Genomic DNA, 23059 nt, shown 5'->3' with positions numbered 1-23059 from the left:
GGACGGCCCAAGAGGACACCGGAGGCGAAGCAGGGGCGACCCATGCGGCTGTCGGTGAGGCTGCTGCTCCTGGGGATCAGTGGCCCGCTCGTGAGTCTGGCGATCTTCCTGGCGCTGGCCACCATCGGCTCGATCCGCCTGGCCCAGAAGGCCCGGATCGAGATCAGCACCATGTTCGACCACGACAACCTTTCCTCCCTGGCGGTGACCACGTCGATCATCCAGAAAACGGCCACGGAGTTCAGCCGGGACATCATTCAGGATTCCCAGGAATTGCGCCGGGCCCTCGCTCCCCTGAGGCTGGATGCGGTCGGGCGCCTCTCCTGGAACGGCCAACCCATGACGACGGCCGAGGCCCCCGCCCTGCTGAACGACAGGCTGCGACTCCCCCTGGCCATGCTCCACGAGCAGGCCGCCGTCTACTACCGCGACCGCTCCGGCACCTGGCGGCGCCTGACCGGCATCACCAGCCGGGGCCAAGCCCTGGAGCCCGGCACACCGGCCAGGTCGGCGACGGTGGACGACTTCGAGAACCTCTTCAAGGGCGCCCCTGCCGCGGAGACCGCTCGCAGCACCATGCTGCAACTGGATGGGGACTGGCGGATGGCCCGGCTGACCATCCTTTCGGGTCGGAAGCCTGGCGAGGGCCACCTGGCCCTGTTGGTGGATGTCAGCACCCAGGCCGCCTCCAGGCTGCTCGCCGCCGGCTCCAGCCTCTTCCCCGTCGACACCCATCAGACGGCCTTCTTCGGCATCAGCCCCAGCGGGGCGCTGTACTGCAGCTACCAGACCCCGGACACCCAGGCCTGCGTCGACCTGGCCATGGCCATGCGGCAGAACGGCGGCATTCCCGATCCACGGACCCTGGCCATGGGCAGGACCTTTGAGCGCAAGGCCAGGGTGCGCACCCTGGGCACCGGCAGCCCAGTGCTGCAGCACCTGTACATCTCCACCTTTCCGGAGTGGAACTGGCTGGCGGTGGTGTCCGTGGAAGAGGAGGCCCTGGCCGATGCCCTCCTGCCGATGCAGAAAGCCAAGGACCAGATGGTCCGCCGCCTGGTGACTCTCACCCTGATCCTGATCAGCGCCAGCGGGGTCGCCGCCTGGCTGATCACCCGCGGCATCCAGCGGCAGCTGCATGAGCTGGCGACCGCCGCCGATGCGATCGCCGATGGCCAGGACCATCAGGCCCTTACCTATCCCGCCGATGACGCCATCGGCCGGCTGGTGCGGGCCTTCAACCGGATGTCGGGGGCCGTGGCCGACCGGGAGAGTTCGCTGCGGGCCCAGATCCGCCAGATGGAAATCAACATCAACGCCAAGGAACTGCAGGGCCAGGTCTGCTCGATCCTCAACGACCCCAGCTTCGAACAGCTCAGCGCGCGGGCGCGGGCGATGCGCCAGCGGCGTCTGGAGCAGATCAGCGCATCTGCGCCATCCGTGTCGGCAGCCGCAGGGTCTGCAGGGGATTGCCCACCGCCTCCAGAAGGGCGGGATCAGGCTGAACGGGCAGGCCGCTCGAGCGGCTGAGCTGCACCAAAACGTCGTTGTAGTTGGCCAGGTTCTGGATGTAGGAGCTGACCGCCTGGCTGATCTCCTGCTGGGCCTGGACCACATCGGTGATCGTGCCGTAGCCGGCGTTGAAACGCAGGGTCTGGAGGCGCAGCGCCCCGTTGGCCGCCTTGACCCGTTCGGCGCCGGCCACCACGATGCTGCGGCCGGAGCGGGCCTGGGCCACCAGGGACTGCACCTCACTGCGCACCTGCAGCAGGGTGGCGCTGTAGGTCTCGGCGGCGGCCGCCGCCTGACGGCGGGCCGCGGCGGCGTTCATGCGGGCCTGACCGCCGTCGAAGCCGGTGAAGGTGAGCTGCAGCAGGGCCGATCCGTTCCAGGCATCGGAGCGGGCATCGGGCACGAACGGCGGCCCCTGGGACAGATAGCCCACGCCCTTGGTCCAGTACAGGGAGGTGATCAGCTGCAGGGTGGGTCGGTAGGTGGCCAGGTAGATCCGGGCCTGGGCCTCATTGGTCTGGATGGCGAGCAGTTGCTGTTCCAGCACCTTGCGGTAAGCCAGGCTGGCGTTGATCGTGTCGTCGAGGGCGTGGCCCCAGGCGCCGAGCGGCGTCAAGGGCGAGGCCGGTGAGAGGGCGTCGGGGCTGGGGGTGGCCAGCAGCTGGGCCAGGTTGGCCCGGGCGGTCTCCACCTGCTGCTCAGCAGCCAGCAGCGACTGGCGATCGGCCAGCAGGACGGTCTGCTGCTTGAAGACCTCCAGCTTGGAGGCCACCCCCATCTGCACCCGGGTCAGGGCGAGGCGGTACAACAGCTCATCGTTCTCGACGATCTCCCGGCCGGTCTTCACGGCGGCCACGGCCCGCTGCAGATCGATGAAGGCGGACTGGGTCTTGAGGCGCTGGTCGCGGCGGGTGATCACATAGGTGTCCGCTGCCTGGCGCACCAGGTACTTGTTCTGCCAGATCGTTGCCGAGCGGGTGGGATCGATCAGGTTCCATGTGGTATCGATCTGGCCGATGGCCTGGAAGTAGCTCGCCTCGAAGACGCGTGCATTGGCGAGGCTGGAGGTGCCGGTCGGGAAACCAGCGGAGGCGCTGAAGGGGTAGTTGTAGAAGGTCTTGGAGCCGTAGGGCCCGCCGTTGAGGCTGAGATTGAGGGTGGGCCACCAGCTGGCGTAGGCCGCACCGAGGCTGTTCTGGGTGGCCACCAGGGACTGGTAGGCGGAGCGCACCACGGGATTCCGGTCCACGGCCCAGGCCGCCGCCTGCTCCATCGTCAGGGCCCCCAGCAGGTCGCTGGGCAAAGCGGGCAAACGGTCAGCGGTGGGCATCGGGCCGGGCCATCCCGCCCCCAGACCTTCCACGTCCTTGACCTCAGGTGGGCTGACCGAGGCCGGCAGGGACTGGGCCCAGGCCAGTGATGGAAACGGCAGACTTCCGATGCAGGCCGCCATGGCGAAACGGGTGAGGCGGACAGACAGGCACAGCAGCATCGAAGGCCCGTGGGCCTGGCAGATGGAACGCCGCTTCATCGCGTCTGGGCGATCACATAGGAAAAGGGAAGATCCAGCAATTTGCCGACCCTGGGCACAAAGGCACGGTGGTTGAAGACGTCATAATCCAATCTCTCGATGACATCAAGGATTCCCCGATACAGTCGCAGCGACGCCCACACGGGCCAGCGGGCATCCGGTGCCAGCCAGCGAACACCGGCTTCGGAACGGTTGAACCAATCCCTGGCCCGCTCGAGCTGGAAGCGCATCAGTGCCTGCCAGTTCTCGTTGAGACGGCCGGCCATGAGATCGTCTTCGGAGTAACCGAAACGGTCAAGATCCTCCTGGGGTAGATAAATGCGACCACGACCGCGATCCTCACCCACATCGCGCAGGATGTTGGTCAGCTGGTTGGCGATGCCCAGGGCCACGGCGGCTTCCGACGTGTCGGGGCGCTCGCTCCAGGGGGCGGAGGTGTAGGCGGCATCGACCCCCATCACCTCCTGGGTCATCAGTCCCACGGTCCCAGCCACCCTGTAGCAATAGAGCTGGAGGTCGGAGAAGCTGGCGTAGCGATCGCGCAGCACGTCCATCCGTTGGCCCTCGATCATGTCGAGGTAGGCCTGAAGGGGCTGGGGGAAGCGCTCCATCGTGTCCACCATCACCCTGTCGAGGGCATCGACGGCACGGCCGGCGAACAGGGCGCGGGTGCGCTCCTCCCAGGCGTCGAGGCGTTCCAGCAGAACATCGGCGGAAAGGGTCTGCGCCTGGGCGCTGTCCATGAGTTCGTCGGTGCGGCGGCACCAGACGTAGATCGCCCAGATCGCCCGGCGCTTGGCCGGGGGCAGCAGCATCGTGCCGAGATAGAAGGTCTTGGCCCAGCGCGCCGTTTCCTGCCGACAGGATTCATAGGCGTCCTGCAGATCGGAGGAGAGACATCGAGGCAGGGGGGCCAGCACACTCACACCGTTGCCAGGCTCTGGGCCGGGGCAGGCCCCTGACCACGGCCGCCAGAGAGGCTGGCGTCCACGGCGGCGGCGCAGAGTTTGCCGCTCAACACCGCACCCTCCATCGAGGCCAGGTAGCGCTGCATGGTGAAGCAACCGGCCAGGAAGAAGTTGGGGATGGGGGAGGCCTGGGAGGGACGCAGCTGCTGGCAGCCAGGCACGGTTTTGTAGACGGAGAGCGGCGTCTTGACGACCACCGACTTGCGCAGCCGTGCCGGGGACGCGCCGGTGAAATGGACGGGGAACAGGCGCTTGAGTTCCTCCAGCGTGGCGGCCACGATCTCTTCGTCCGGACGACCGATCCAGTCGGCCGCCGGAGCGAACACCAGCTCGAGCATGGAGCGATCGGGATCCTCGTACTCCCGGCAGGTGTTGCTCATGTCGGCATAGACGCTGAGCAGATCGGAGCGGCTGAACAACAGATGATCGATAGCGGTGAGCTTGCGGTCGAACCAGAGATGAATGTTGATCACCGGCACCCCACGCAAGCCCTCGAGCTTGCTGAAGTACGGCAGTTGCTTCCAGGGCTCAGGCAGCAAGAGCTTGAGCGGATCGACCGGCATGGCGCTCACGTAGGCGTCGGCCTGGATCTCGCGCTCGGGGCGGCCCTTGATGCCACCGATGCGGAAGCCGGTAACGGCTCCATTCTGGTCGACGCGGATTTCCCTGAGGGGCGAATCCAGATGTACCTCGCCCCCCCGAGCCTCAATGGACTCGACGATCGGCTGGCAGAGCCGCTCTGGGGGATTGCCATCGAGGAAGGCCATGCGGGAGCCATCCGTCTCCTGGAGGAAGCGGTTGAGGGCTGTCAGCACCACCGTGCTGGAGATCTCCTCGGGATTGATGAAGTTGAGCGCCTTGCTCATGGCGAGAAAAACTTCATCGTTGACGCGCTCAGGAATATTGTGAATCTCGAGCCATTCACTCCAGCTGTACTTGTCGCATTCCTCCACATAGGCCTGGCCGCGAAGCATGGCAGGAACCAGGCCGAGGCCGAAAGCGATCTTCTCCGGCCAGGTCAGCATGTCGTTGTTCCCCAGGATCGCGGCCACACCGTTGAACGGAGCAGGTAGATCAGGAAAATCAAAACGGCTATAGGTGCCCGGTACTTCCTTCTGGTTGAAAATCATGGAGTGGGATTTCCACTGCAGACGATCCTCGATGTCCAGCTCGGCAAAGAGTTGGCGCATGTTGCGATAGGCGCCGAAGAAGATGTGAAGGCCGGTTTCATACCAGTCGCCATCCGCGTCCTGCCAGGCCGCCACTTTTCCGCCCAGCACATCTCTGGCCTCAAGCACGATCGGGGTATGGCCAGCGTCACAGAGGTATTTGGCGCAGGACAGGCCGGCCAGCCCGGCCCCGGCGATCACAACCCGCATATTGAACCCGAGATCAACAGCAACCTTATCGGGCCCTCTAGGGCAGGGGCGACCGGTGGGATGGGGCCGCGGCGACGGTATCGGGCTTCGGCCTACCTAAAGTCACAGGAGCACTCAACGGGTGCCGCCCCCTTCTCCCGCATCCCTGCCCCCGAGGCCGAGCCCATGGTCGAGACGCTGCTCAAGTCCACCACCCGCCACATCCGTCTGTTCACGGCGCGGGTCGAGAACGACGATCTCATCCCCGACCCGGATCAGCTGACCCTCGACATCGATCCCGATAACGAGTTCCTCTGGGACGAAGCGGCCCTTGAGAAGGTGCGTGGCCAGTTCAGGGCACTGGTGGCGGCCCAGGCCGGCCAGGAGCTCAGTGACTACAGCCTGCGCCGCATCGGCTCCGAACTCGAGGGCCTCATCCGGCAGATGCTCCAAGCCGGTGAGGTGAGCTACAACCCTGAGGCCCGGGTGCTCAATTACTCGATGGGCCTGCCCCGCAGCCCGGAAACCCTGTGACCCGCTCCCGCAGCAGCGGCCGACCCGACCGCTACGACCCCCGGGCCGATGGCTACGACGAGCGCACCGACCGGTTTTCCACGGGCTACGGCCGCCGGGATGACCCGCGCACCGGGACCAAGGGACGTCGGGAGACGAACGGCGGTGGTGGTGGCGGTCGGCCCCCCTCCGGCAACGGCGGCGGCCCCCCGGGCGGCGGCGGCCCCAACATTCAGCTCAATGTGGCCACCGTGGCGGTGCTGGCGGGGGTGCTGGTGGTGGGCATCGGCATCGGCAGCGCCGTGACCAGCACCACCCAGGGCAACCAGGGCAATATCGCCAGCGCCCAGCAGCTCGACATGGCGGTTCCCGACCCCGAATTCTGCAAACAGTGGGGCGCCAGCGCCTTCGTGATGGACATTGAGCTGTACACCACGATGAACCCGAGCAGCAGCTTCGTGACCCAGCCCACGCTCCAGCCCGGCTGTGTCATCCGCCGGGAGAACTGGTCGGTGCTGCAGAAGGAAGGGGCGGTGACCGCCGAGCAGATGCGCCAGTGCAAACAGCGCATGAACACCTTCGCCTACATCGGCTCGGTGCGCGACAAGCCCGTCGTCCGCTGCGTCTACCAGACCGACATCACCGGCAACAAGTTCCAGACCCGGGGCGTCGCCGGCGCCGCCGATGACGCCGTCGGCCTCACACCGGAGGCCGATCAGTTCTAGTGCCGTTGCGCTCGGCCGGCCCCGGCGAAGGCTGCACCTGGCGCAGGGGGCTGTCCGGGCTGGCGAACACCGGCAGCACCTCGCGACGGAAGGCGTCGGCCGCCCGGGAGCAGTAACGGGCGGGGTGGGTGATCAGCTTCAGCTGGCGCCGCACCATCAGATCGGCCACCTGGGGGCGATGCAGGGTGCCGGCGGCCAGCTCCCGCTCAATTGACACCACCGGCAGAAACGCCGCCCCCAGGCCCGCCTGGACGGCGTTCTTGATCGCCTCGAAGGAGTTGAGCTCCATTTCGATCTTGAGCCGCTGCACGTCGAGCTTGGAGCGGCTCAGCAGCTGGTCCACCATCTTGCGGGTGGTGGACTGGGCGTCCAGGCAGACGAATCCCAGGCGGTAGAGATCGTCCTTGGTGAGCTCGGGCAGACGGGCGAGGGGGTGCTTGGGGGGCAGCACCAGGGCCAGCTCGTCGTTGGCGTAGGGCACCACCTGCAGCAGGTCGTTGAGATCCGCCGGCAGCTCGCCGCCGATGATCGCCAGGTCGATCTGCCCGTTGGCCACGCTCCAGCCGGTGCGGCGGGTGCTGTGCACCTGCAGTTGCACCGCCACGTCGGGGTATTTCTGGCGGAACAGGCCGATCATGCGGGGCATCAGATAGGTGCCCGTGGTCTGGCTCGCTCCCACCACCAGGGAGCCGCCGCGAAGGTTGTGGAGATCATCAAGGGCCCGGCAGGCCTCCTGGCACTGGCTCAGGATCCGGTCGCAGTAGCTGAGCAGCAGGTGGCCGGCTTCGGTGAGCTGGGCCTTGCGGCCGCCGCGGTCGAACAGCGACACATCGAGCTGCTTCTCCAGGTTCTGGATCTGCAGGCTGACCGCCGGCTGGGTGACATAAAGGCTGTCGGCCGCCTTCTTGAAGCTGCCCTCACTGGCGATGGCCCGCAGGATGCGCAGCTGGTCGAGGGTGAAAGGCAGATCTGCCATGGGTCGGGGAGGCCGCGGGGGGACCGTTCGCCGGAGCCGGCAGGCCGTGCGGAACTCTAGGGGGCTCGCCCGGTGGCAAGAATCGGCCTGTCACATCCGTTCCCGGACACCACACCCCATGGCCTCGCTTCCCCTGCTGACGGCGGGACCCCAGCACAGCAGCGTGGTGATGCTGGCTTTGCTGATCTTCTTCGCCCTGATCCACAGTGGCGGGGCCTCCCTGAGGGCCTGGGGGGAGGCACGGATCGGGGCCCGGCTCTGGCGGCTGCTGTTCGCCGGTCTCAGCATCCCCTCGGCGGTGGTGGTGGTGGGCTACTTCCTGGCCCACCGCTACGACGGCCTGAGGCTCTGGAACCTGCAGGAGCAGCCCTGGATCGTGCCTGTGGTCTGGATCGGCACGGCCATCAGCTTCCTGTTTCTGTATCCGGCCACCTACAACCTGCTGGAGATTCCGGCGCTGCTGAGGCCCCAGGTGCGGCTGTACGCCACGGGGATCATCCGGGTGAGCCGCCATCCCCAGGCGGTGGGCCAGGTGCTGTGGTGCGCCACCCACCTGCTCTGGATCGGCACCAGCTTCACGCTGGTGGCCTGCGTGGGACTGATCGGCCACCACCTGTTTGCCGTCTGGAACGGGGACCGGCGCCTGCGCAACCGCTTCGGACCGGCCTTCGAAGAGCTGCGGGACGCCACCTCGGTGCTGCCCTTCGCTGCGGTTTTGGATGGTCGTCAGACGCTGGTGGCGGCGGAATTCCTGCGGCCTTCCCAGCTGGGGATCGCCATCGCCATCGGTGTGATCTGGTGGTCCCATCGCTGGATCGGCCTCGGCGCCACGACCTTCTCGCGCACCGCCCTGGCCCACTGGCTGGGCTGAAGCTCCCGTCGATCGGCTGAGGTCGATGGGCAGGCCCCCACAGAGCCGGGGCCATTCGGGCGAGCCTGCCTAAACTCGCGCCAACAGAGCCCCCAGGATGCCCTCCGCTTCCGAACTTGCCTGGTTGATACCAGTGCTCCCGCTGCTGGGGGCCTGCCTCACCGGCCTGGGGCTGATCAGCTTCAACCGCACCGTTAACCGGCTTCGCAAGCCAGTGGCGCTGTTGCTCATCACCAGTGTGGGCATGGCCGCCGTGCTCAGCTTCGCGATCCTCGCCGAACAGTTAGCCGGTGCCGGGGGCACCGAGGTGCTGTTCGACTGGGCCGGCGCCGGCAGCTTCCATCTGCAGATGGGCTTCCGGGTCGACGCCCTCGGGGCCGTGATGCTGTCGCTCGTCACCACCATCGCCCTGCTGGTGATGGTCTATTCCGATGGCTACATGGCCCACGACAAGGGCTATGTCCGCTTCTTCACCTACCTGGCCCTGTTCAGCAGCTCGATGCTCGGGCTGGTGATCAGCCCCAACCTGCTGGAGATCTACGTGTTCTGGGAGCTGGTGGGCATGTGCTCCTACCTGCTGGTGGGCTTCTGGTACGACCGGGACGCCGCCGCCAACGCCGCCCAGAAGGCCTTCGTGGTCAACCGGGTGGGTGACTTCGGCCTGCTGCTGGGGATCCTGGGCCTGTTCTGGGCCACCGGCAGCTTCGGCTTCGAGGAGATCGGTGAGCGGCTCACGGCGGCGGTGGCTGGCGGTGGCCTGCCCACGGGGGTGGCCGTGCTGCTCTGCCTGCTGGTGTTCATGGGCCCGATGGCCAAGTCGGCCCAGTTCCCTCTGCACGTATGGCTGCCCGATGCCATGGAGGGCCCCACCCCGATCTCTGCCCTGATCCATGCCGCCACGATGGTGGCGGCCGGCGTCTTCCTGGTGGCCCGTCTGCAGCCCGTCTATGAACCCTTCCCACAGGTGCAGGTGGTCATCGCCGTGATCGGCACCATCACCTTGTTCCTGGGGGCCTCCATCGCCCTCACCCAGATGGATCTCAAGAAGGGCCTGGCCTACAGCACCGTCTCCCAGCTGGGCTACATGATGCTGGCCATGGGCTGCGGGGCCCCATTGGCCGGCATGTTCCACCTCGTCACCCACGCCTTCTTCAAGGCGATGCTCTTCCTCGGCTCCGGCTCGGTGATCCATGCCATGGAAGAAGTGGTGGGCCACGAGCCTGTCCTGGCCCAGGACATGCGGATGATGGGCGGCCTCAGGAAACACATGCCGATCACCTCCGCCACCTTCCTGGTGGGCTGCATCGCGATCAGCGGAATCCCTCCTTTGGCGGGCTTCTGGAGCAAGGACGAGATCCTCGGCCAGGCCTTCAACAGCTTTCCGCTGCTCTGGGCGATGGGCTTCCTGACCGCCGGGATGACCGCCTTCTACATGTTCCGGCTCTATTTCCTCACCTTTGAAGGCCCCTTCCGCGGCCTGGACGCCGGCATCCGCGCCCAGTTGCTCAACGCGGCGGGCCAGCCTGCCCTGGAGGCCACCGAAGACGGTCACCACGGCCACGCCAGCCATCCCCACGAATCGGGCTGGCAGATGGCCGCCCCCCTGGTGGTGCTGGCGGTTCCTTCGGTGCTGATCGGCCTGCTCGGCACCCCCTGGAACAGCCGCTTCGGCAACCTCGTCGATCCCGTTGAGGCCGCCGAGGTGGCCGAGCATTTCAGCTGGGGGGAGTTCCTGCCCCTGGCCGGTGCCTCGGTGGCCATCTCCAGCCTGGGCATCGGCCTGGCCGTTCTGGCCTACGCCCTGCACCGCATCGACCTCGGCACCGCCGTGGCGGGTCGGTTCCCAGCGATCAACCGCTTCCTGGTCAACAAGTGGTATCTCGATGCCATCAACGAGAAGCTCTTCGTGCAGGGCAGCCGCCGGCTGGCCCGCCAGGTGCTCGACGTCGACTCCAAGGTGGTGGATGGGGTGGTCAACCTGACCGGCCTGCTCACCCTGGGCAGCGGCGAGGGTCTCAAGTACTTCGAGACCGGCCGCGTGCAGTTCTATGCCCTGATCGTGTTCGGCGGTGTCATCGGCCTGGTGCTGCTGTTCGGGGCCTTCGGCTGAGTCCCGGCCATCCCGCCGTCGGCCGGGCCGCCCCCCGCTGCGTGTGACAACGCCCATCCGGTGGGTGTGGGGGAGGCGGGGATATCTACACTCCGGCCAGATGGACAGCACCGTTCTGTGCCCTTTCCCTGGCTGAGCACCGCGATTCTGTTCCCGATCGGCGCCGCTCTGCTGATCCCCTTCGTGCCTGACAAGGGCGATGGCAAGCAGGTGCGCTGGTACGCCCTCGGCGTTGCCCTCACCACCTTCCTGGTGACCGTGGGCGCCTACCTGCGCGGCTACGACCCTGCTGATCCAGGCCTGCAGCTGGTGGAGCGGGTGGAGTGGCTGCCCGATCTGGGTCTGGCCTGGTCGGTGGGGGCCGACGGGATCTCCATGCCCCTGATCCTGCTCACCAGCTTCATCACCTCCCTGGCCTGCCTGGCGGCCTGGCCGGTGACCTTCAAGCCGAAGCTCTTCTACTTCCTGCTCCTGGCCATGGACGGCGGCCAGATCGCCGTGTTCGCCGTGCAGGACATGCTCCTGTTCTTCCTGGCCTGGGAGCTCGAGCTGCTGCCGGTGTACCTGCTCCTGGCCATCTGGGGGGGCAAGAAGCGCCAGTACGCCGCCACCAAGTTCATCCTCTACACCGCCGGCAGCTCCCTGTTCATCCTCCTGGCGGGCCTGGCGATGGCCTTCTACGGAGGTGGTGCCCCCAGCTTCGAGTACACGGTTCTGGCGGCCAAGGAGTTCGGCAGCGGCTTCCAGGTGCTCTGCTACGCCGCCCTCCTGATCGCCTTCGGCGTCAAGCTGCCGGTGGTGCCCCTGCACACCTGGCTCCCGGATGCCCACGGGGAGGCCACGGCCCCTGTTCACATGCTGCTGGCGGGCATCCTGCTGAAGATGGGCGGCTATGCCCTGTTGCGCTTCAACGTGCAGCTGCTGCCGGAAGCCCACGTTCAGTTCGCCCCCTTGCTGGTGATCCTGGGGGTGATCAACATCATTTACGCCGCTCTCACCTCCTTCGCCCAGCGCAACCTCAAGCGCAAGATCGCTTACAGCTCGATCAGCCACATGGGCTTCGTGCTGATCGGCATCGGCAGCTTCAGCGCCCTGGGCACCAGTGGCGCCATGCTCCAGATGATCAGCCATGGCCTGATCGGAGCCAGCCTGTTCTTCCTGGTGGGTGCCACCTACGACCGCACCCACACCCTCCAGCTCGACGAGATGGGCGGCATCGGTCAGAAAATGCGCAAGATGTTCGCCCTCTGGACCATCTGCTCCCTGGCCTCCCTGGCCCTTCCCGGCATGAGCGGCTTCGTTTCAGAGCTGATGGTGTTCGTGGGCTTCGTCACCAGCGAGGCCTACAGCATGAGCTTCCGCATCGTGATTGCGGTGCTCGCGGCCGTGGGCGTGATCCTCACCCCCATCTACCTGCTCTCGATGCTGCGGGAGATCTTCTTCGGCAAAGAGAACAACGAGCTGGCCTCCCATACCCACCTGGTGGATGCCGAACCCCGCGAGATCTATGTGATCTCCTGCCTGCTGGTGCCGATCATCGGCATCGGCCTCTATCCCCGCCTGGTCACCGACAGCTACCGCGCCGCGATCGAGGCCCTGGTGGACCGGGAATCCATCGCCCTGGTGAAGGTGGGGCGTCCACCGGTGCCTGCGGTGATGGCCTCCGGGGCCTTCGGCACCCTGCCCCCTGCCCTGCTGCACGCCCCGGCCCTCGGCTGATCCCCAGCCCACTGACCGCGGGGGCCGGTTACGAAACCCTGCGCAGCTCCCAGGCGATGCCGTCGTCCTGCGGAAAAAATGCCTACGCTCCTCCATCGCACAGCGACGGTCTCCATGCGGCAGGTCAATTTCCTTCTGATCTTCAGCTTCGGCTTGGCCACAGTGATGTTCACCTTGGAGAACACCACGGCCACGACGGTGCATTTCCTGCCGGGCGTGAGCACCACCTTGCCCCTGGCCGCCCTCCTGCTGCTGGTGGGGGGCCTTGGTGCCACCGCCGCCTGGATCTACGCCGTATGGAGCGGGGTGGTGCGGAAAGTGGAAACCCTGCAGAGCAGCGGTGACGTGGAGGCCCAGCAGGTGCGGATCAGCGAACTGGAGAACGATCTGCGCCGCTACCGGGCCACCGTCGACGCCCAGCTCGGATTGCTGCCGGCGGCTGGAGAGAGTTCAGCTCCATCCCGGGATGAGGGGAGCGATGGCAGCCTCTCGCTGGCCGTGGACTGAAGCCCATGGGGCGGTTCGGTGATCACCGCGACTGGTGCCATCCGTCTGCAGCCGGTAGCTTGCGCTTGGAAGGCCCCCCCGAGCAGGACATCGCGCGTGGCAGAAGCGGGCGCCAGACTCGCCATAAGGTTGCTCCAGGACGCGGCGGAGCGGGGCGACATTGACCCCTGGGACGTGGATGTGATCGCCGTCATTGACGGCTTCCTCGACCAGTTGCGCCAGCGCATTGAGTCACCCAGGCGTCTGGCCCCCCAGGGGGGAAGCTACGAACGGGATCTGGCGGAATCCAGTGAAGCGTTCCTGGCGGCTTCGGTGCTGGTGGGGCTCAAGGCCCAGCTGCTGGAGTCGGCCACGTTCCCGCCCGAACCCCTGCTGGAGGATCCCTTCTCCGCCGACGACGACGGCTGGGAGCCAGGAGCCATGGCGCTGCCCCGGCGGCCGGAGCGGCACCTGCATCGCCGTCCGGTGGCACCCCCGCCCCTGCAGCGCCCCGTCACGCTGGGGGAGCTGATCCGGCAGCTTGAGGACATCGCCGAGCAGCTGGAGCAGGACGGGGGGGAAGGACGCCACAGGCCCCGGGCGCGCCGTTACAGCGAACGGGCCGCGATCGCCCAGGTGGCTTCCCTGGCCCACCGGGAGAAACTGCCGGAGACCACCGCCGCCCTCAGCCGCTTCCTGCTGCAGTGGACGCCCACCGCCGAGACCCTCGATTGGGTCGCCTTCGATGCCCTTGTCGGCGCCTGGGCGGAGGCGCTCGAGAGTGGCACCGCCGGCTCGCCAGCGGACGAGGACCTGGACCGGGATCGGGTGGGGGTGTTCTGGGCCCTGCTGTTCCTCTCCTCCCAGGGCAAGGTGGAGCTGGAGCAGGCCGGCGGTCTCTACGGGCCCCTCAGCCTGCGGCGCCGACGCGAGGAAAGGGCAGAGGCGCTCAGCCTGCCGAGGCTACCGGGCCAGGGGTCAGATAGGGGGCCGGCTCTGGAAGCAGTGGCAGCCTGAGTTTTCTCCTTAGGCTGACCACTCACCTCCGACATGAAACGACGCCGATGAAGGCGATGATCCTGGCGGCAGGCAAGGGAACACGGGTGCGGCCGATCACGCACACCACCCCCAAGCCGATGATCCCGATCCTCCAGAAACCCGTGATGGAGTTTCTGCTCGAGTTGCTCCGGGAGCACGGTTTCAACGAAATCATGGTCAACGTCTCCCACCTGTCGGAGGAGATCGAGAACTACTTCCGTGATGGGCAACGCTTTGATGTCCAGATCGCCTACAGCTTCGAGGGCCGCATCAGCGATGGTGAGCTGATCGGAGAAGCCATGGGATCAGCCGGGGGGCTGAAAAAGATTCAAGACTTCCAGGCCTTTTTCGACGACACCTTCGTGGTGCTCTGCGGCGATGCCCTGATCGACCTTGACCTCACCGAAGCCGTGCGGCGCCATCGCGAAAAGGGGGCGATGGCCAGCCTGATCACCAAGCGGGTGCCCCGCGAGCAGGTGAGCAGCTACGGGGTGGTGGTCACGGACGAGGCCGGTCGGGTGCTCTCCTTCCAGGAGAAGCCGTCGGTGGAAGAGGCCGCCAGCGACATGATCAACACAGGGATCTACATCTTCGAACCGGCCGTCCTCGACTTCATCCCCAGCGGGGAAGCGTTCGACATCGCCGCCGATCTTTTTCCCCTGTTGGTGGAGTCCGGGGCGCCCTTCTTTGCCCTCCCTATGGAGTTTGAGTGGGTCGACATCGGCAAGGTGCCGGATTACTGGCAGGCGATCCGAAGCGTCCTCCAAGGGGACGTGCGCCAGGTGCAGATTCCTGGCAAGGAAGTGCGGCCGGGGATCTACGCGGGCCTGAATGTGGCGGCCGACTGGGACAAGATCCACGTCGAGGGGCCGATCTTCGTGGGCGGCATGACCCGCATTGAGAACGGGGTGACCATCATCGGGCCGGCCATGATCGGGCCGAGTTGCCACATCTGTGAAGGCGCCACGATCGACAACTCGATCATCTTTGATTACTCCCGCATCGGCGCCGGTGTGCAGCTCGTCGAAAAGCTCGTCTACGGCCGCTATTGCGTCGATCGCAACGGCGACCATTTCGATCTTCAGGAAGCAGCCCTCGACTGGCTGATCACCGATGCCCGCCGCCAGGACGTGGGCACCCCCTCACCGCAGCAGAAGGCCATGGCCGAGCTGCTCGGCACCGACCTCGCCGCCAGCGGCGCCCCCTAGTCCCGCCAGCCGAAGGATCTGGGGGATGCGGTGCTCAGCCTTGATGGCCATCAGATGCACCCCCTGGGCGATGGACCGGTAGGCCGCCACCTGTTCGGCAGCGATCGCCACGCCCTCCGCCGCCGGATCCGCGGCGCCGGCAAGCCGATCGATCAGGGACTGGGGGATACGGGCACCGGGCACCACGCGGTTGATGAACTGGGCATTGCGGGCCGACTTGAGCAGAAACACCCCGGCCAGCACCGGTAGCCCCAGCGGGGCGGTGATCTCCTCCACGAAGCGGTGCAGACAAGCCGTGTCCATCACCATCTGGGTCTGCAGAAATTGAGCTCCGGCCTCCCGCTTGCGCCGCACCCTTGAGCGCAATCCGCTCCAGCTGGGCGACTGTGGATCGGCGGCGGCTCCTGGGAAAAGTGCCGTGGGTCCATCCGGAAGGTCGCCCTTCACCGGATCCTGGCCGGCGTTGAGGGCACTCACCAGCTGCAGCAGTCGCACCGACTCGAGCTCATTCACCGGACGAACCGCGGGCTGATCCCCAGCCCGCACAGGGTCGCCGGTCAGGCAGAGCAGGTTGCGGATGCCCAGGGCATGGGCGCCGAGCAGGTCAGCCTGGAGGGCAATGCGGTTGCGATCGCGGCAGGTCATCTGCAGCACCGGCTCGATACCGGCCTCGAGCAGCAGGCGGCACATCGCCAGGCTGCTCATCCGCATCACGGCCCGGCTGCCATCGGTGACGTTGACCGCCTGCACAAGGCCCCGCAGAGCCGCTGCGGCCTCAAGGGTGCGGCAGGCATTGCCCCCACGGGGCGGGGTCACTTCCGCCGTGACAGCGAACCGGCCTTCCGCCAGGGCCTGTCGAAGTTGCAACGACCATCTCCATGACAGGGGCATCATGGATCAAGCGCTGCCTAGAGTGGAGTGACCCGTCGAGGAGCTGATGGCTGAGCGCAGGCCCGCAGCACCCTCCATGCCCCCGTCCCCGGAGAGGCCCATGGTGCAGCTACGCAGCGAGTTGTCAGAGCGGGAACTCGAAATCATCGAACTGGTGGCCACCGGCCTGACCAATCTCGAGATCGCCGGCCAGCTGACCATCAGCAAGCGCACCGTCGACAACCACGTCAGCAACATCTTCACCAAGACCGGCGCCAAAAACCGGGTAGCCCTCCTGAACTGGGCCATGGACCACGGCAAGATCTGCCGCGACGGTTTCAACTGCTGCGCCCTGCCCCACCTCGACGCCACCAGGCCCGGCTGATGGGGTCAGACCCCGGAAAGCAGCGCCTGCCGTTCGGCGGCGGACCACAACGCCAGCGGACGGCGCGCCAGGGAGGCATTGCTGAGCTCGCGGCGGCCAGTGATCTCCGTGGCACACCAGGCGGGAATGGCAACGGCCTGATCGGCCCGTTCCAGCTCCACCTCCGCCACCACCAGAGGGGCATTGGGATCCTCGAACACGTCCAGCACCCAGTCGCCACCAGGCAGATCCAGGCCGAAACGCGTTTTGCTGAGCGAATGGTCACTGCGCTCCAGCAGGGCTTCCGCATCGAGGGCGGGGATCGGGTACTCGTACTCCTGCCGGGTCAGGGCCTGACCGGGCGGGGGAGCCATCCCCGCGTCGAGGGCCGCCGGCAGCTTGAGGGTGAGGAACGCCTCCATGGAGCCCACAGGGGGCCGGGCCAGGCGCACCCGCAGGGTGAGGCCCTCGTTTCCCGATGCCAGATAGCCCTGGCGGATCTCCCTGGCCCCCTGCACGTGGCGGCGCCACTGGTCGCCGCTGACCAGGAAGCGGCGCTCGATTTCCAGAGCCATGGGGGGTAGGGCGTCGGGGCAGGGGAGCAGAGCTGATCAGTTACGGGACGGTTCGCCGCTGGTGAGGCTGCCGGCCCAGTGGAGCTTGTGGGTGAGGGTGCTGTAGTACGAGGGGCTCTGCTCCAACTGAAGCATCAGCACCGGATGGCGGCCCCGCTGCAGGACACAGCGATCACCCGGTTCCAGCACGGTGGCATGGGCGCCGTCCTTCCAGAGCCTCACCCGACGGCTGGCCTCCCCCAGGGGCCACACCGAAAGCCGCGAACCGGGCGGAACCACGATGGCCCGACTGGAGAGGCTCATCGGGCAGATGGGTGTGACCACGATCGCTTCGATGCCCGGATGCAGGATCGGTCCGCCGGCAGCCATCGCATAGCCGGTGGATCCGGTGGGGGTGGCGATGATCAGGCCGTCGCCCCGGTATTGATCCACCACCTCCCCGTCGATCTCCAACTCCAGCATGCAGGTGGGTGAGAGTTCATCGAGGCAAGGGCGGAAATAGAAGTCATTGAGGGCGCCATGGGGGCCATCGCCAACTCCGTTCAGATCGTCGTCGGAGGCCATGTCCCCCTCCTGGGGCACGCCGTCGCCACGGTCGATCCGGGCTTCCAGCATCATGCGCTTCTCGATCGCGAAGCGGTCGTCCCGCAAACGTTGCCAAAGGTTGTCGTCGGGATCGTGGCTGCCGGCCTCCCCGTTGGCCTCACCCCGCAGCCGCAGCAGGCGTCGCTCGTGGGTGAGGAAGCCGAGGTGGCCGCCGACGTTGAAGCTGAGCACCGGGACCGCGAAGCTGGCCAGGTGTCGTGCGGCCGCCAGGACCGTGCCATCGCCGCCGAGCACCACGGCCAGGTCGGGGAGTTCGGCTTCCGTGGCCAGGAGGCCAGGGAAGGGATTCAACCCCAGACCGCTGACGGCGGTGGTGACGATCACCCCCTGGGAACGCAGATCCTGGGCACAGCGGCGAGCCTGGCGCTGGGCCGCCTGGCTGCCCTTGCGAAGAATCAACCAGACCCGCTCAAGCCGCATGGGCCGGATCGCGAGACGCTTGCACGGTTACCAGCGCAACAGGTTGAAGCGCTCCATATCGACCGTTTCGCGGTTGCGATAGAGCGACAACAGGATGGCCAGGCCGACGGCCGCTTCAGCCGCCGCCACGGTGATCACGAAGATGGCGAACACCTGGCCGCGGATGAGTTGGCCATCAAGGTAGTTGGAGAAGGCCATCAAGTTGATGTTGACGGCATTCAGCATCAACTCGATGCTCATCAGCACCCGCACGGCGTTGCGGCTGTTGATCAGCCCCCAGACACCGACGCAGAACAGCATGGCCGCGACGGAGAGGAAGGCCTCGAGCGGGATCGGGGACGCGAGGTCGGTGCTCATGGCTTGGTGAGGAGGGTGGGCTCGTTGGCGGACTTCTCGATCAGCAGGGGCGTGCGTTCCTTTTCGATCAGCCCCTGATCGGCCGGTTCACCGGTGATCACATCGGTGCTGAAGACGTCCCGACGGGCCAGAACGATCGCACCGATCATCGCCATCAGCAGCAGCACCGAAGCGAGCTCGAAGGGCAGCAGGTAGTCGGTGAAGAGATGCTCGCCGATCCGGATGGTGGCCTCCTCGCCGACAGGAGGGGGGCCAGGCAGCGCCCAGGTGGTGGTGAAGGCCACCCGCAACAGCAGGGCGAAGAGGCCGGCGCAGACCGCCCCCGACAGCAGACGCCGCACCAGCAGCCCAGGGATCACGGCGAGGGTTTCCTGCTTGTTGACGAGCATGATCGCGAACAGGATCAGCACATTGACAGCACCCACGTAGACGAGGATCTGGGCCGCCGCGACGAAGCTGGCGTTGAGCAGCAGATACAGCCCGGCAACCGAAAGAAAGACACCACCGAGGAGGAACGCGGAATAGACGATGTTGGGAAGCAGGACAACCCCAAGTGATCCGACCACCGTGGTGGCCGAGAGCACAAGGAAGCAGATCTGCTGGGTGGTGGAAGCGATCGACATCAGGACACTCCGGTGCTGTCGGACGGGGCGGCGCCGTTCGGGGCCGTCTCCTTCTGGAGAGATTCCAGCACCTGGGAAGGCAGCTGGCCGGCACGGGGTTCGCTGGCGGGCACCCCATGGGGATCCAGGACGCCCTTGGGCAGGTAGGCCAACTCCCGCAGGGCGAACACCGCCGGATCAGAGGTGACGCTGGTGGGCAGGCGGCCGAGGGCGACGCTGTCGTAGTTGAGGCTGTGGCGGTCGAAGGCCGCCAGTTCGTACTCCTCGGTCATAGAGAGGCAATTGGTGGGGCAGTACTCCACGCAATTGCCGCAGAAGATGCAGACCCCGAAATCAATCGAGTAGTTACGCAGTTCCTTCTTCTTGGTGGCCTTGTTCATCACCCAATCGACCACCGGCAGGTTGATCGGGCACACCCGCACACACACCTCGCAGGAGATGCACTTGTCGAGTTCGTAGTGAATGCGGCCCCGGTAACGCTCGGAGGGGATCAGCTTCTCGTAGGGGTACTGCACCGTGATCGGGCGCCGGCGCAGATGGTCGAAGGTGACCGCCAGACCCTGGGTCATGGTCTGGGCCGCGCTCACCGCCTCGCGGGTGTAGTCACCGACTTGTTTGAGGAACCCGAACATGGCTGGGGGCGAGGGGGTTACGGGATGGGGACCATGATGGCCCAGGGGCGCGGGGCTGTTGGTATCCGCGCGACGGATTCAGCCGCCGAAAGCGACCGGGAAGGCCAGCTTGAGGCCGGCAGTGACCAGGAGATTCACCAGGGCGATAGGCAGCAGGAATTTCCAGCCCAGATCGAGGAGTTGGTCGATCCGCACCCGTGGGGTGGTCCAGCGCAGCAGGATGGCGAAGAACACCAGCAGGTAGGCCTTGAGGATCGTGCTGACGATCCCGATCGAGCCGGTGATCACCTGAACCAGGGGGGCATCGGGGGAGACCCCCAGCCAGCCGGTGATCCATTCGACGGGGATAGGGAAGCTCCAGCCGCCCAGGTACAACACCGAGACCAGCAGGGCCGACAGCACCAGGTTGATGTAGCTGCCCAGATAGAAAAGGGCAAACTTCATTCCGGAATATTCCGTCTGATAGCCGGCCACCAACTCCTCTTCGGCCTCCGGAAGGTCGAAGGGAAGGCGCTCGCACTCCGCCAGGGCACAGATCCAGAAGATCACGAAGCCGACGGGCTGGCGCCAGATGTTCCAGCTCAAGATGCCGGCCCCCGTCTGCTGCGCGACGATGTCGACGGTGCTGAGGGAATTGCTCATCATCACCACGGCCAGCACCGCCAGCGCCAGGGGGATCTCGTAGCTGATCGACTGGGCCGCCGCCCGCAGGCCGCCGAGCAGCGAGTACTTGTTGTTGCTGGAGTAGCCGCTCATCAGCAGGCCGATGGGCTGGATGCTGCTCAGGGCGATCCACAGGAAGATGCCCACACCCACGTTGCTGATCAGCAGGTTCTGCCCGAAGGGCACCACCAGCCAGGAGAGGATCACCGGCACCACCACCAGCACTGGACCGAGGCTGAACAGGACGGAATCGGCCCGGGCCGGGATGATGTCCTCCTTGAAGACCAGCTTGAGGCCATCGGCCAGGGGCTGAAGCACGCCCAGAGCTCCGGCGTACTCGGGGCCGATGCGCTGCTGCACCGCTGCCGAGATCTTCCGCTCCAGCCAGACGCTCACCAGGACGCCGACCACGGCCCCCACCAGAACCAGCACCATGGGCAGTGGCAGCCACAGCAGACGGGCCGCACCAGCCGTGAGACCCATGCCCTGGGCCAGATCAATGAAGCTCGACTGGAGGTCGAGACCAGGGGGAGCGACGGTGGCACCCATCAGGCCAGTGGACAGCATCAGAGAACTCCGGTACGGGGAACCTAGGGGGAAACGGGGTCAGCCAGGAACCGGACGGCTTTCCAGGGGCAACCAGCCCCGTTCGATGGGACCGGTGTAGATCTGCGAGGGACGGTAGATGCGGTTGGCACCCAGTTGTTCCTTCCAGTGGGCCAGCCATCCTGCCGTACGGGCGATGGCGAAGATGGGGGTGAACAGGTCGCGGGGAATACCGAGTTTTCGGTAAACCAGACCGGAATAGAAGTCGACGTTGGGGTAGATGCCCTTCGGCCCCAGCCGCCGCTCGGCCACCTCCTCAAGCTTGAGGGCCACGTCGTACATGGCGTCGTGGCCGAAGCGCTGGAAGAGCTCTTCGGCCAGGCCCTGCAGGATCACGGCCCGGGGGTCCTTGACGCGGTACTCGCGGTGACCGAAGCCCATGATCTTATGCTTCTGGGCGATGGCACGATCGAGCCAGGGCTCCACCTGATCGATGCTGCCGATCTGGTCGAGCATGTCGAGCACGTCTTCGTTGGCGCCGCCGTGCAGGGGCCCGGCCAGGGTGCCCACGGCGGAGGCCACCACGGCGTAGGGGTCAGTGAGGGTGCTGGCGGTGACGCGGGCGCTGAAGGTGCTGGCGTTGAGGCTGTGCTCGGCGTGCAGGATCAGGCAGGAATCAAAGATCCGGGCCGCCAGGGGATCGGGCTCCCGCTCGGTGAGCATGTAGAGGAAGTTGGCCGAATAGGCCAGGTCGTCCCGGGGCTGGATCGGATCCTGACCCTTCCGGATCAGCTGGAACGCCGCCACCATCGTGGGGATCTTGGCGATCAGCCGCACCACCGCATCGACGATGTACTGGGGGTCGTACAGGGCGCGGCGGGAATAGAAGAGCCCCAGGGACGCCGCACTGGCCTGAAGGGCATCCATCGGATGGCCCGTGGCCGGAAAGCACTTCATCATGTCGCGGATGCGGAAGCTGAGCCGCCGGTGCATCTGCACCTCCTGCTCGAACTCCCGCAACTGGAAGATCGTCGGCAACTCGCCCCAGATCAGCAGGTAGGTGGTTTCCAGGAAACTGCTCTGGTTGGCGAGCTGCTCAATGGGGTAGCCCCGGTAGGTGAGCAGGCCCCGTTGCCCCTCGATGTCACAGATGGCCGATTGGGTGGCCGGCACCCCCTCAAGCCCCGGGCGGAACGTGGGTGGAGCCGGCGCCGGCACCGTTGGCGGGGTGCCCTGAGGGTCGTTCACCTCTGGGGTGCTCTCCGCCGCCATACCGCTTCCTGTGGATGGCAAGAACTTAGGCGCAGGAACCGGCGCCTGACGTAGCGCCCGCTGCCGGCTCAGGGGCGAGGAAGCCAGAGTTTGGGGCGCGTCAGCCATTCCAGACGGGCCGTGCCGGCCAGCGAACCATCGAGCGCCACCACGGGCAGGCGCAGCAGGGCCAGGCCCGCCTTGCGCAGGGCGATGGCGCCGGGCGGCGCCCCGAGCAGTCGGGCCGCCAGCAGCCCCAGATCCGGCTCATGGCCCACCAGGAGCAGCCGGCAGGATGGCGCTTCATCACCTTGGTTGAACCAGGCCGGCAACTGGGGCAGGGGATCACCGCCGGGCTCCAGGGCCTGGGCCAGTTCGATGGCGGCGGCCAGGCCGACGGATCTGGCGATCTCTGCGGTTTGGCTGGCCCGGGCCAGGGGACTGGAGAACAGACGATCCGCCCGCAGACCCATTTGGACGGCTCGCTCCAGCACCGCCCGGGCGCGGACCCTGCCAGCAGCGGTGAGCTCCCGCCCCGCGTCGGCTCGGCTGGGGCTGCGCTCCTCGGCAATGCCATGGCGCAGCAACAGCAGCTCCCAAGCCAGTGACGCCATGCTCAGGATCCTCCGAAGTCGAGGCGCGCTTCCACCGCCAGAATGCCGGGCTCTCCCTGCAGCGCCAGGGCCAGGCCCGTGACCGGCTCACTGAGCGGGCCACCGGCCAGGGCGGTGAGGCGCTGCCACGGCCGCCAGGCCGCCAGCACATCGCGGGCCCGTGGGCCATCGAGGGCCCATTGCAGAGCCGCCTCCGGAACGGCAAGGGCCTCCAGTTGTCCCTGAAGGCGACCAGATCCTTTCTTCTCTGGCCCGTCCAGGTTCTCCAGCTGGCCGAGGGACTCCCCCCACCAGGCCTGGTCGCCCCGTTGCCAGCGCCAGCCGAGCAGGGGGGCCTGCAGCTGCTCGGACCTGCCGTCCCGGCGGCCCGGGCCGGCCTGCAGCCGGGTCCAGGCCAGCAGCGGGTGGCCGTCGACCTCCAGCGGCGCCGCGATCAGACCATCGGCCGCCAGGGCCGCCTCCAGCGCCGAAGGCTCCGGGCGATCGGCCGCCGTGCCGAGCAGCCAGCGATCGCCGTTGGCGG

Annotated in this window: 22 protein-coding genes and 2 pseudogenes; 10 read left to right on the top strand and 14 right to left on the bottom strand. The window is 66.7% G+C overall.

Features of this window, described 5'->3' with window-relative positions; genetic code table 11:
- Positions 1-54 precede the first annotated feature (54 nt).
- Positions 55-1530: a HAMP domain-containing protein gene (locus KQ305_RS01120; protein ID WP_259723616.1), complete on the top strand. Its 1476-nt coding sequence runs from the start codon at positions 55-57 to the stop codon at positions 1528-1530.
- Here KQ305_RS01120 and KQ305_RS01115 read toward each other — a convergent pair.
- The 3 genes from KQ305_RS01115 to pds are packed head-to-tail and all read right to left on the bottom strand — an operon-like array spanning position 1421 to position 5390.
- Positions 1421-3043 (bottom strand): TolC family protein, encoded by a 1623-nt coding sequence (locus KQ305_RS01115; RefSeq protein WP_259723615.1) that lies wholly within the window; start codon positions 3041-3043, stop codon positions 1421-1423. The genes KQ305_RS01120 and KQ305_RS01115 overlap by 110 nt on opposite strands.
- Entirely contained in the window at positions 3040-3969 is a 930-nt protein-coding gene (locus tag KQ305_RS01110) for a phytoene synthase (protein WP_259723614.1), read from the bottom strand. The genes KQ305_RS01115 and KQ305_RS01110 overlap by 4 nt, the downstream gene beginning before the upstream one ends.
- Positions 3966-5390, bottom strand: a complete 1425-nt coding sequence (gene pds, locus KQ305_RS01105; protein ID WP_259723613.1) for a 15-cis-phytoene desaturase — start codon at positions 5388-5390, stop codon at positions 3966-3968. Before pds ends, KQ305_RS01110 begins: the two co-directional genes overlap by 4 nt.
- Before the next feature lie 165 nt (positions 5391-5555).
- Here pds and KQ305_RS01100 point away from each other — a divergent pair, with 165 nt between their 5' ends.
- Positions 5556-5903: an NAD(P)H-quinone oxidoreductase subunit M gene (locus KQ305_RS01100; protein ID WP_259723612.1), complete on the top strand. Its 348-nt coding sequence runs from the start codon at positions 5556-5558 to the stop codon at positions 5901-5903.
- Positions 5900-6607 (top strand): DUF3172 domain-containing protein, encoded by a 708-nt coding sequence (locus KQ305_RS01095; protein ID WP_259723611.1) that lies wholly within the window; start codon positions 5900-5902, stop codon positions 6605-6607. Before KQ305_RS01100 ends, KQ305_RS01095 begins: the two co-directional genes overlap by 4 nt.
- Here KQ305_RS01095 and KQ305_RS01090 read toward each other — a convergent pair.
- The gene (locus tag KQ305_RS01090) at positions 6582-7583 is read right to left on the bottom strand and encodes a LysR family transcriptional regulator (RefSeq protein WP_259723610.1); all 1002 of its coding nucleotides are present in this window, start codon (positions 7581-7583) and stop codon (positions 6582-6584) included. The genes KQ305_RS01095 and KQ305_RS01090 overlap by 26 nt on opposite strands.
- Before the next feature lie 118 nt (positions 7584-7701).
- On the opposite strand from KQ305_RS01090, the gene KQ305_RS01085 reads away from it, so the two are divergent.
- The 6 genes and pseudogenes from KQ305_RS01085 (at position 7702) to KQ305_RS01060 (ending at position 15015) form a co-directional block, all read left to right on the top strand.
- Positions 7702-8454 carry an NnrU family protein gene (locus tag KQ305_RS01085; protein WP_259723609.1) on the top strand — a complete coding sequence of 251 codons (753 nt, stop codon included), beginning with the start codon at positions 7702-7704 and terminating at the stop codon, positions 8452-8454.
- Between the two features lie 97 nt (positions 8455-8551).
- Positions 8552-10564: an NAD(P)H-quinone oxidoreductase subunit 5 gene (locus KQ305_RS01080; protein ID WP_259723608.1), complete on the top strand. Its 2013-nt coding sequence runs from the start codon at positions 8552-8554 to the stop codon at positions 10562-10564.
- Between the two features lie 117 nt (positions 10565-10681).
- Positions 10682-12172 (top strand): annotated as a pseudogene (locus tag KQ305_RS01075) (NAD(P)H-quinone oxidoreductase subunit 4); the annotation flags it as partial.
- A gap of 225 nt (positions 12173-12397) precedes the next feature.
- Positions 12398-12790 carry a lipopolysaccharide assembly protein LapA domain-containing protein gene (locus KQ305_RS01070; RefSeq protein WP_259723643.1) on the top strand — a complete coding sequence of 131 codons (393 nt, stop codon included), beginning with the start codon at positions 12398-12400 and terminating at the stop codon, positions 12788-12790.
- A 96-nt stretch (positions 12791-12886) separates the two neighbouring features.
- Positions 12887-13786: a segregation/condensation protein A gene (locus tag KQ305_RS01065; RefSeq protein ID WP_259723606.1), complete on the top strand. Its 900-nt coding sequence runs from the start codon at positions 12887-12889 to the stop codon at positions 13784-13786.
- A 47-nt stretch (positions 13787-13833) separates the two neighbouring features.
- Entirely contained in the window at positions 13834-15015 is a 1182-nt protein-coding gene (locus KQ305_RS01060) for an NDP-sugar synthase (RefSeq protein ID WP_259723605.1), read from the top strand.
- Here KQ305_RS01060 and KQ305_RS01055 read toward each other — a convergent pair.
- Complete coding sequence (locus KQ305_RS01055; protein WP_259723604.1) at positions 14950-15909, bottom strand: methylenetetrahydrofolate reductase; 960 nt, start codon at positions 15907-15909, stop codon at positions 14950-14952. The genes KQ305_RS01060 and KQ305_RS01055 overlap by 66 nt on opposite strands.
- A gap of 73 nt (positions 15910-15982) precedes the next feature.
- On the opposite strand from KQ305_RS01055, the gene KQ305_RS01050 reads away from it, so the two are divergent.
- Positions 15983-16270, top strand: a complete 288-nt coding sequence (locus tag KQ305_RS01050) for a LuxR C-terminal-related transcriptional regulator (RefSeq protein WP_259723603.1) — start codon at positions 15983-15985, stop codon at positions 16268-16270.
- A gap of 5 nt (positions 16271-16275) precedes the next feature.
- On the opposite strand, the gene KQ305_RS01045 is transcribed toward KQ305_RS01050, so the two are convergent.
- The 9 genes and pseudogenes from KQ305_RS01045 to KQ305_RS01005 form a co-directional block, all read right to left on the bottom strand.
- Positions 16276-16824, bottom strand: coding sequence for a CYTH domain-containing protein (locus tag KQ305_RS01045; RefSeq protein WP_259723602.1), 549 nt, complete (start codon positions 16822-16824; stop codon positions 16276-16278).
- A 36-nt stretch (positions 16825-16860) separates the two neighbouring features.
- Entirely contained in the window at positions 16861-17850 is a 990-nt protein-coding gene (locus KQ305_RS01040) for an NAD(+) kinase (RefSeq protein ID WP_259723601.1), read from the bottom strand.
- 27 nt (positions 17851-17877) lie between these two features.
- Positions 17878-18207 carry an NADH-quinone oxidoreductase subunit NuoK gene (gene nuoK, locus KQ305_RS01035; protein ID WP_216907869.1) on the bottom strand — a complete coding sequence of 110 codons (330 nt, stop codon included), beginning with the start codon at positions 18205-18207 and terminating at the stop codon, positions 17878-17880.
- Positions 18204-18830: an NADH-quinone oxidoreductase subunit J gene (locus KQ305_RS01030; RefSeq protein WP_259723600.1), complete on the bottom strand. Its 627-nt coding sequence runs from the start codon at positions 18828-18830 to the stop codon at positions 18204-18206. The genes nuoK and KQ305_RS01030 overlap by 4 nt, the downstream gene beginning before the upstream one ends.
- Positions 18830-19462 carry an NAD(P)H-quinone oxidoreductase subunit I gene (gene ndhI, locus KQ305_RS01025; RefSeq protein WP_259723599.1) on the bottom strand — a complete coding sequence of 211 codons (633 nt, stop codon included), beginning with the start codon at positions 19460-19462 and terminating at the stop codon, positions 18830-18832. Before ndhI ends, KQ305_RS01030 begins: the two co-directional genes overlap by 1 nt.
- 78 nt (positions 19463-19540) lie before the next feature.
- Positions 19541-20692: an NADH-quinone oxidoreductase subunit NuoH gene (nuoH, locus tag KQ305_RS01020; RefSeq protein ID WP_259723598.1), complete on the bottom strand. Its 1152-nt coding sequence runs from the start codon at positions 20690-20692 to the stop codon at positions 19541-19543.
- A gap of 39 nt (positions 20693-20731) precedes the next feature.
- Positions 20732-21943, bottom strand: a complete 1212-nt coding sequence (locus KQ305_RS01015) for a citrate synthase (protein ID WP_259723597.1) — start codon at positions 21941-21943, stop codon at positions 20732-20734.
- A 68-nt stretch (positions 21944-22011) separates the two neighbouring features.
- Positions 22012-22536 carry a phosphohistidine phosphatase SixA gene (gene sixA / locus KQ305_RS01010; RefSeq protein WP_259723596.1) on the bottom strand — a complete coding sequence of 175 codons (525 nt, stop codon included), beginning with the start codon at positions 22534-22536 and terminating at the stop codon, positions 22012-22014.
- A gap of 2 nt (positions 22537-22538) precedes the next feature.
- Positions 22539-23059 (bottom strand): annotated as a pseudogene (locus KQ305_RS01005) (DUF3352 domain-containing protein); the annotation flags it as partial.

This window comes from Synechococcus sp. CS-1332 (genome assembly GCF_025127995.1).
In the GTDB taxonomy this organism is placed as follows: Bacteria; Cyanobacteriota; Cyanobacteriia; order PCC-6307; family Cyanobiaceae; genus Cyanobium.
Note: the sequence above shows the minus strand (reverse complement) of the source record. Positions and strands in the feature narration are given on the sequence as shown.

What these genes read in the sequence shown, in the direction of transcription:
- KQ305_RS01115 (WP_259723615.1), bottom strand. Translation starts at nt 3,043, where the DNA reads ATGAAGCGGCGTTCCATCTGCCAGGCCCACGGGCCTTCGATGCTGCTG.
- pds (WP_259723613.1), bottom strand. Translation starts at nt 5,390, where the DNA reads ATGCGGGTTGTGATCGCCGGGGCCGGGCTGGCCGGCCTGTCCTGCGCC.
- KQ305_RS01100 (WP_259723612.1), top strand. Translation starts at nt 5,556, where the DNA reads ATGGTCGAGACGCTGCTCAAGTCCACCACCCGCCACATCCGTCTGTTC.
- KQ305_RS01090 (WP_259723610.1), bottom strand. Translation starts at nt 7,583, where the DNA reads ATGGCAGATCTGCCTTTCACCCTCGACCAGCTGCGCATCCTGCGGGCC.
- KQ305_RS01085 (WP_259723609.1), top strand. Translation starts at nt 7,702, where the DNA reads ATGGCCTCGCTTCCCCTGCTGACGGCGGGACCCCAGCACAGCAGCGTG.
- KQ305_RS01080 (WP_259723608.1), top strand. Translation starts at nt 8,552, where the DNA reads ATGCCCTCCGCTTCCGAACTTGCCTGGTTGATACCAGTGCTCCCGCTG.
- KQ305_RS01070 (WP_259723643.1), top strand. Translation starts at nt 12,398, where the DNA reads ATGCGGCAGGTCAATTTCCTTCTGATCTTCAGCTTCGGCTTGGCCACA.
- KQ305_RS01060 (WP_259723605.1), top strand. Translation starts at nt 13,834, where the DNA reads ATGAAGGCGATGATCCTGGCGGCAGGCAAGGGAACACGGGTGCGGCCG.
- KQ305_RS01055 (WP_259723604.1), bottom strand. Translation starts at nt 15,909, where the DNA reads ATGATGCCCCTGTCATGGAGATGGTCGTTGCAACTTCGACAGGCCCTG.
- KQ305_RS01050 (WP_259723603.1), top strand. Translation starts at nt 15,983, where the DNA reads ATGCCCCCGTCCCCGGAGAGGCCCATGGTGCAGCTACGCAGCGAGTTG.
- KQ305_RS01045 (WP_259723602.1), bottom strand. Translation starts at nt 16,824, where the DNA reads ATGGCTCTGGAAATCGAGCGCCGCTTCCTGGTCAGCGGCGACCAGTGG.
- KQ305_RS01040 (WP_259723601.1), bottom strand. Translation starts at nt 17,850, where the DNA reads ATGCGGCTTGAGCGGGTCTGGTTGATTCTTCGCAAGGGCAGCCAGGCG.
- nuoK (WP_216907869.1), bottom strand. Translation starts at nt 18,207, where the DNA reads ATGAGCACCGACCTCGCGTCCCCGATCCCGCTCGAGGCCTTCCTCTCC.
- KQ305_RS01030 (WP_259723600.1), bottom strand. Translation starts at nt 18,830, where the DNA reads ATGTCGATCGCTTCCACCACCCAGCAGATCTGCTTCCTTGTGCTCTCG.
- ndhI (WP_259723599.1), bottom strand. Translation starts at nt 19,462, where the DNA reads ATGTTCGGGTTCCTCAAACAAGTCGGTGACTACACCCGCGAGGCGGTG.
- nuoH (WP_259723598.1), bottom strand. Translation starts at nt 20,692, where the DNA reads ATGCTGTCCACTGGCCTGATGGGTGCCACCGTCGCTCCCCCTGGTCTC.
- KQ305_RS01015 (WP_259723597.1), bottom strand. Translation starts at nt 21,943, where the DNA reads ATGGCGGCGGAGAGCACCCCAGAGGTGAACGACCCTCAGGGCACCCCG.
- sixA (WP_259723596.1), bottom strand. Translation starts at nt 22,536, where the DNA reads ATGGCGTCACTGGCTTGGGAGCTGCTGTTGCTGCGCCATGGCATTGCC.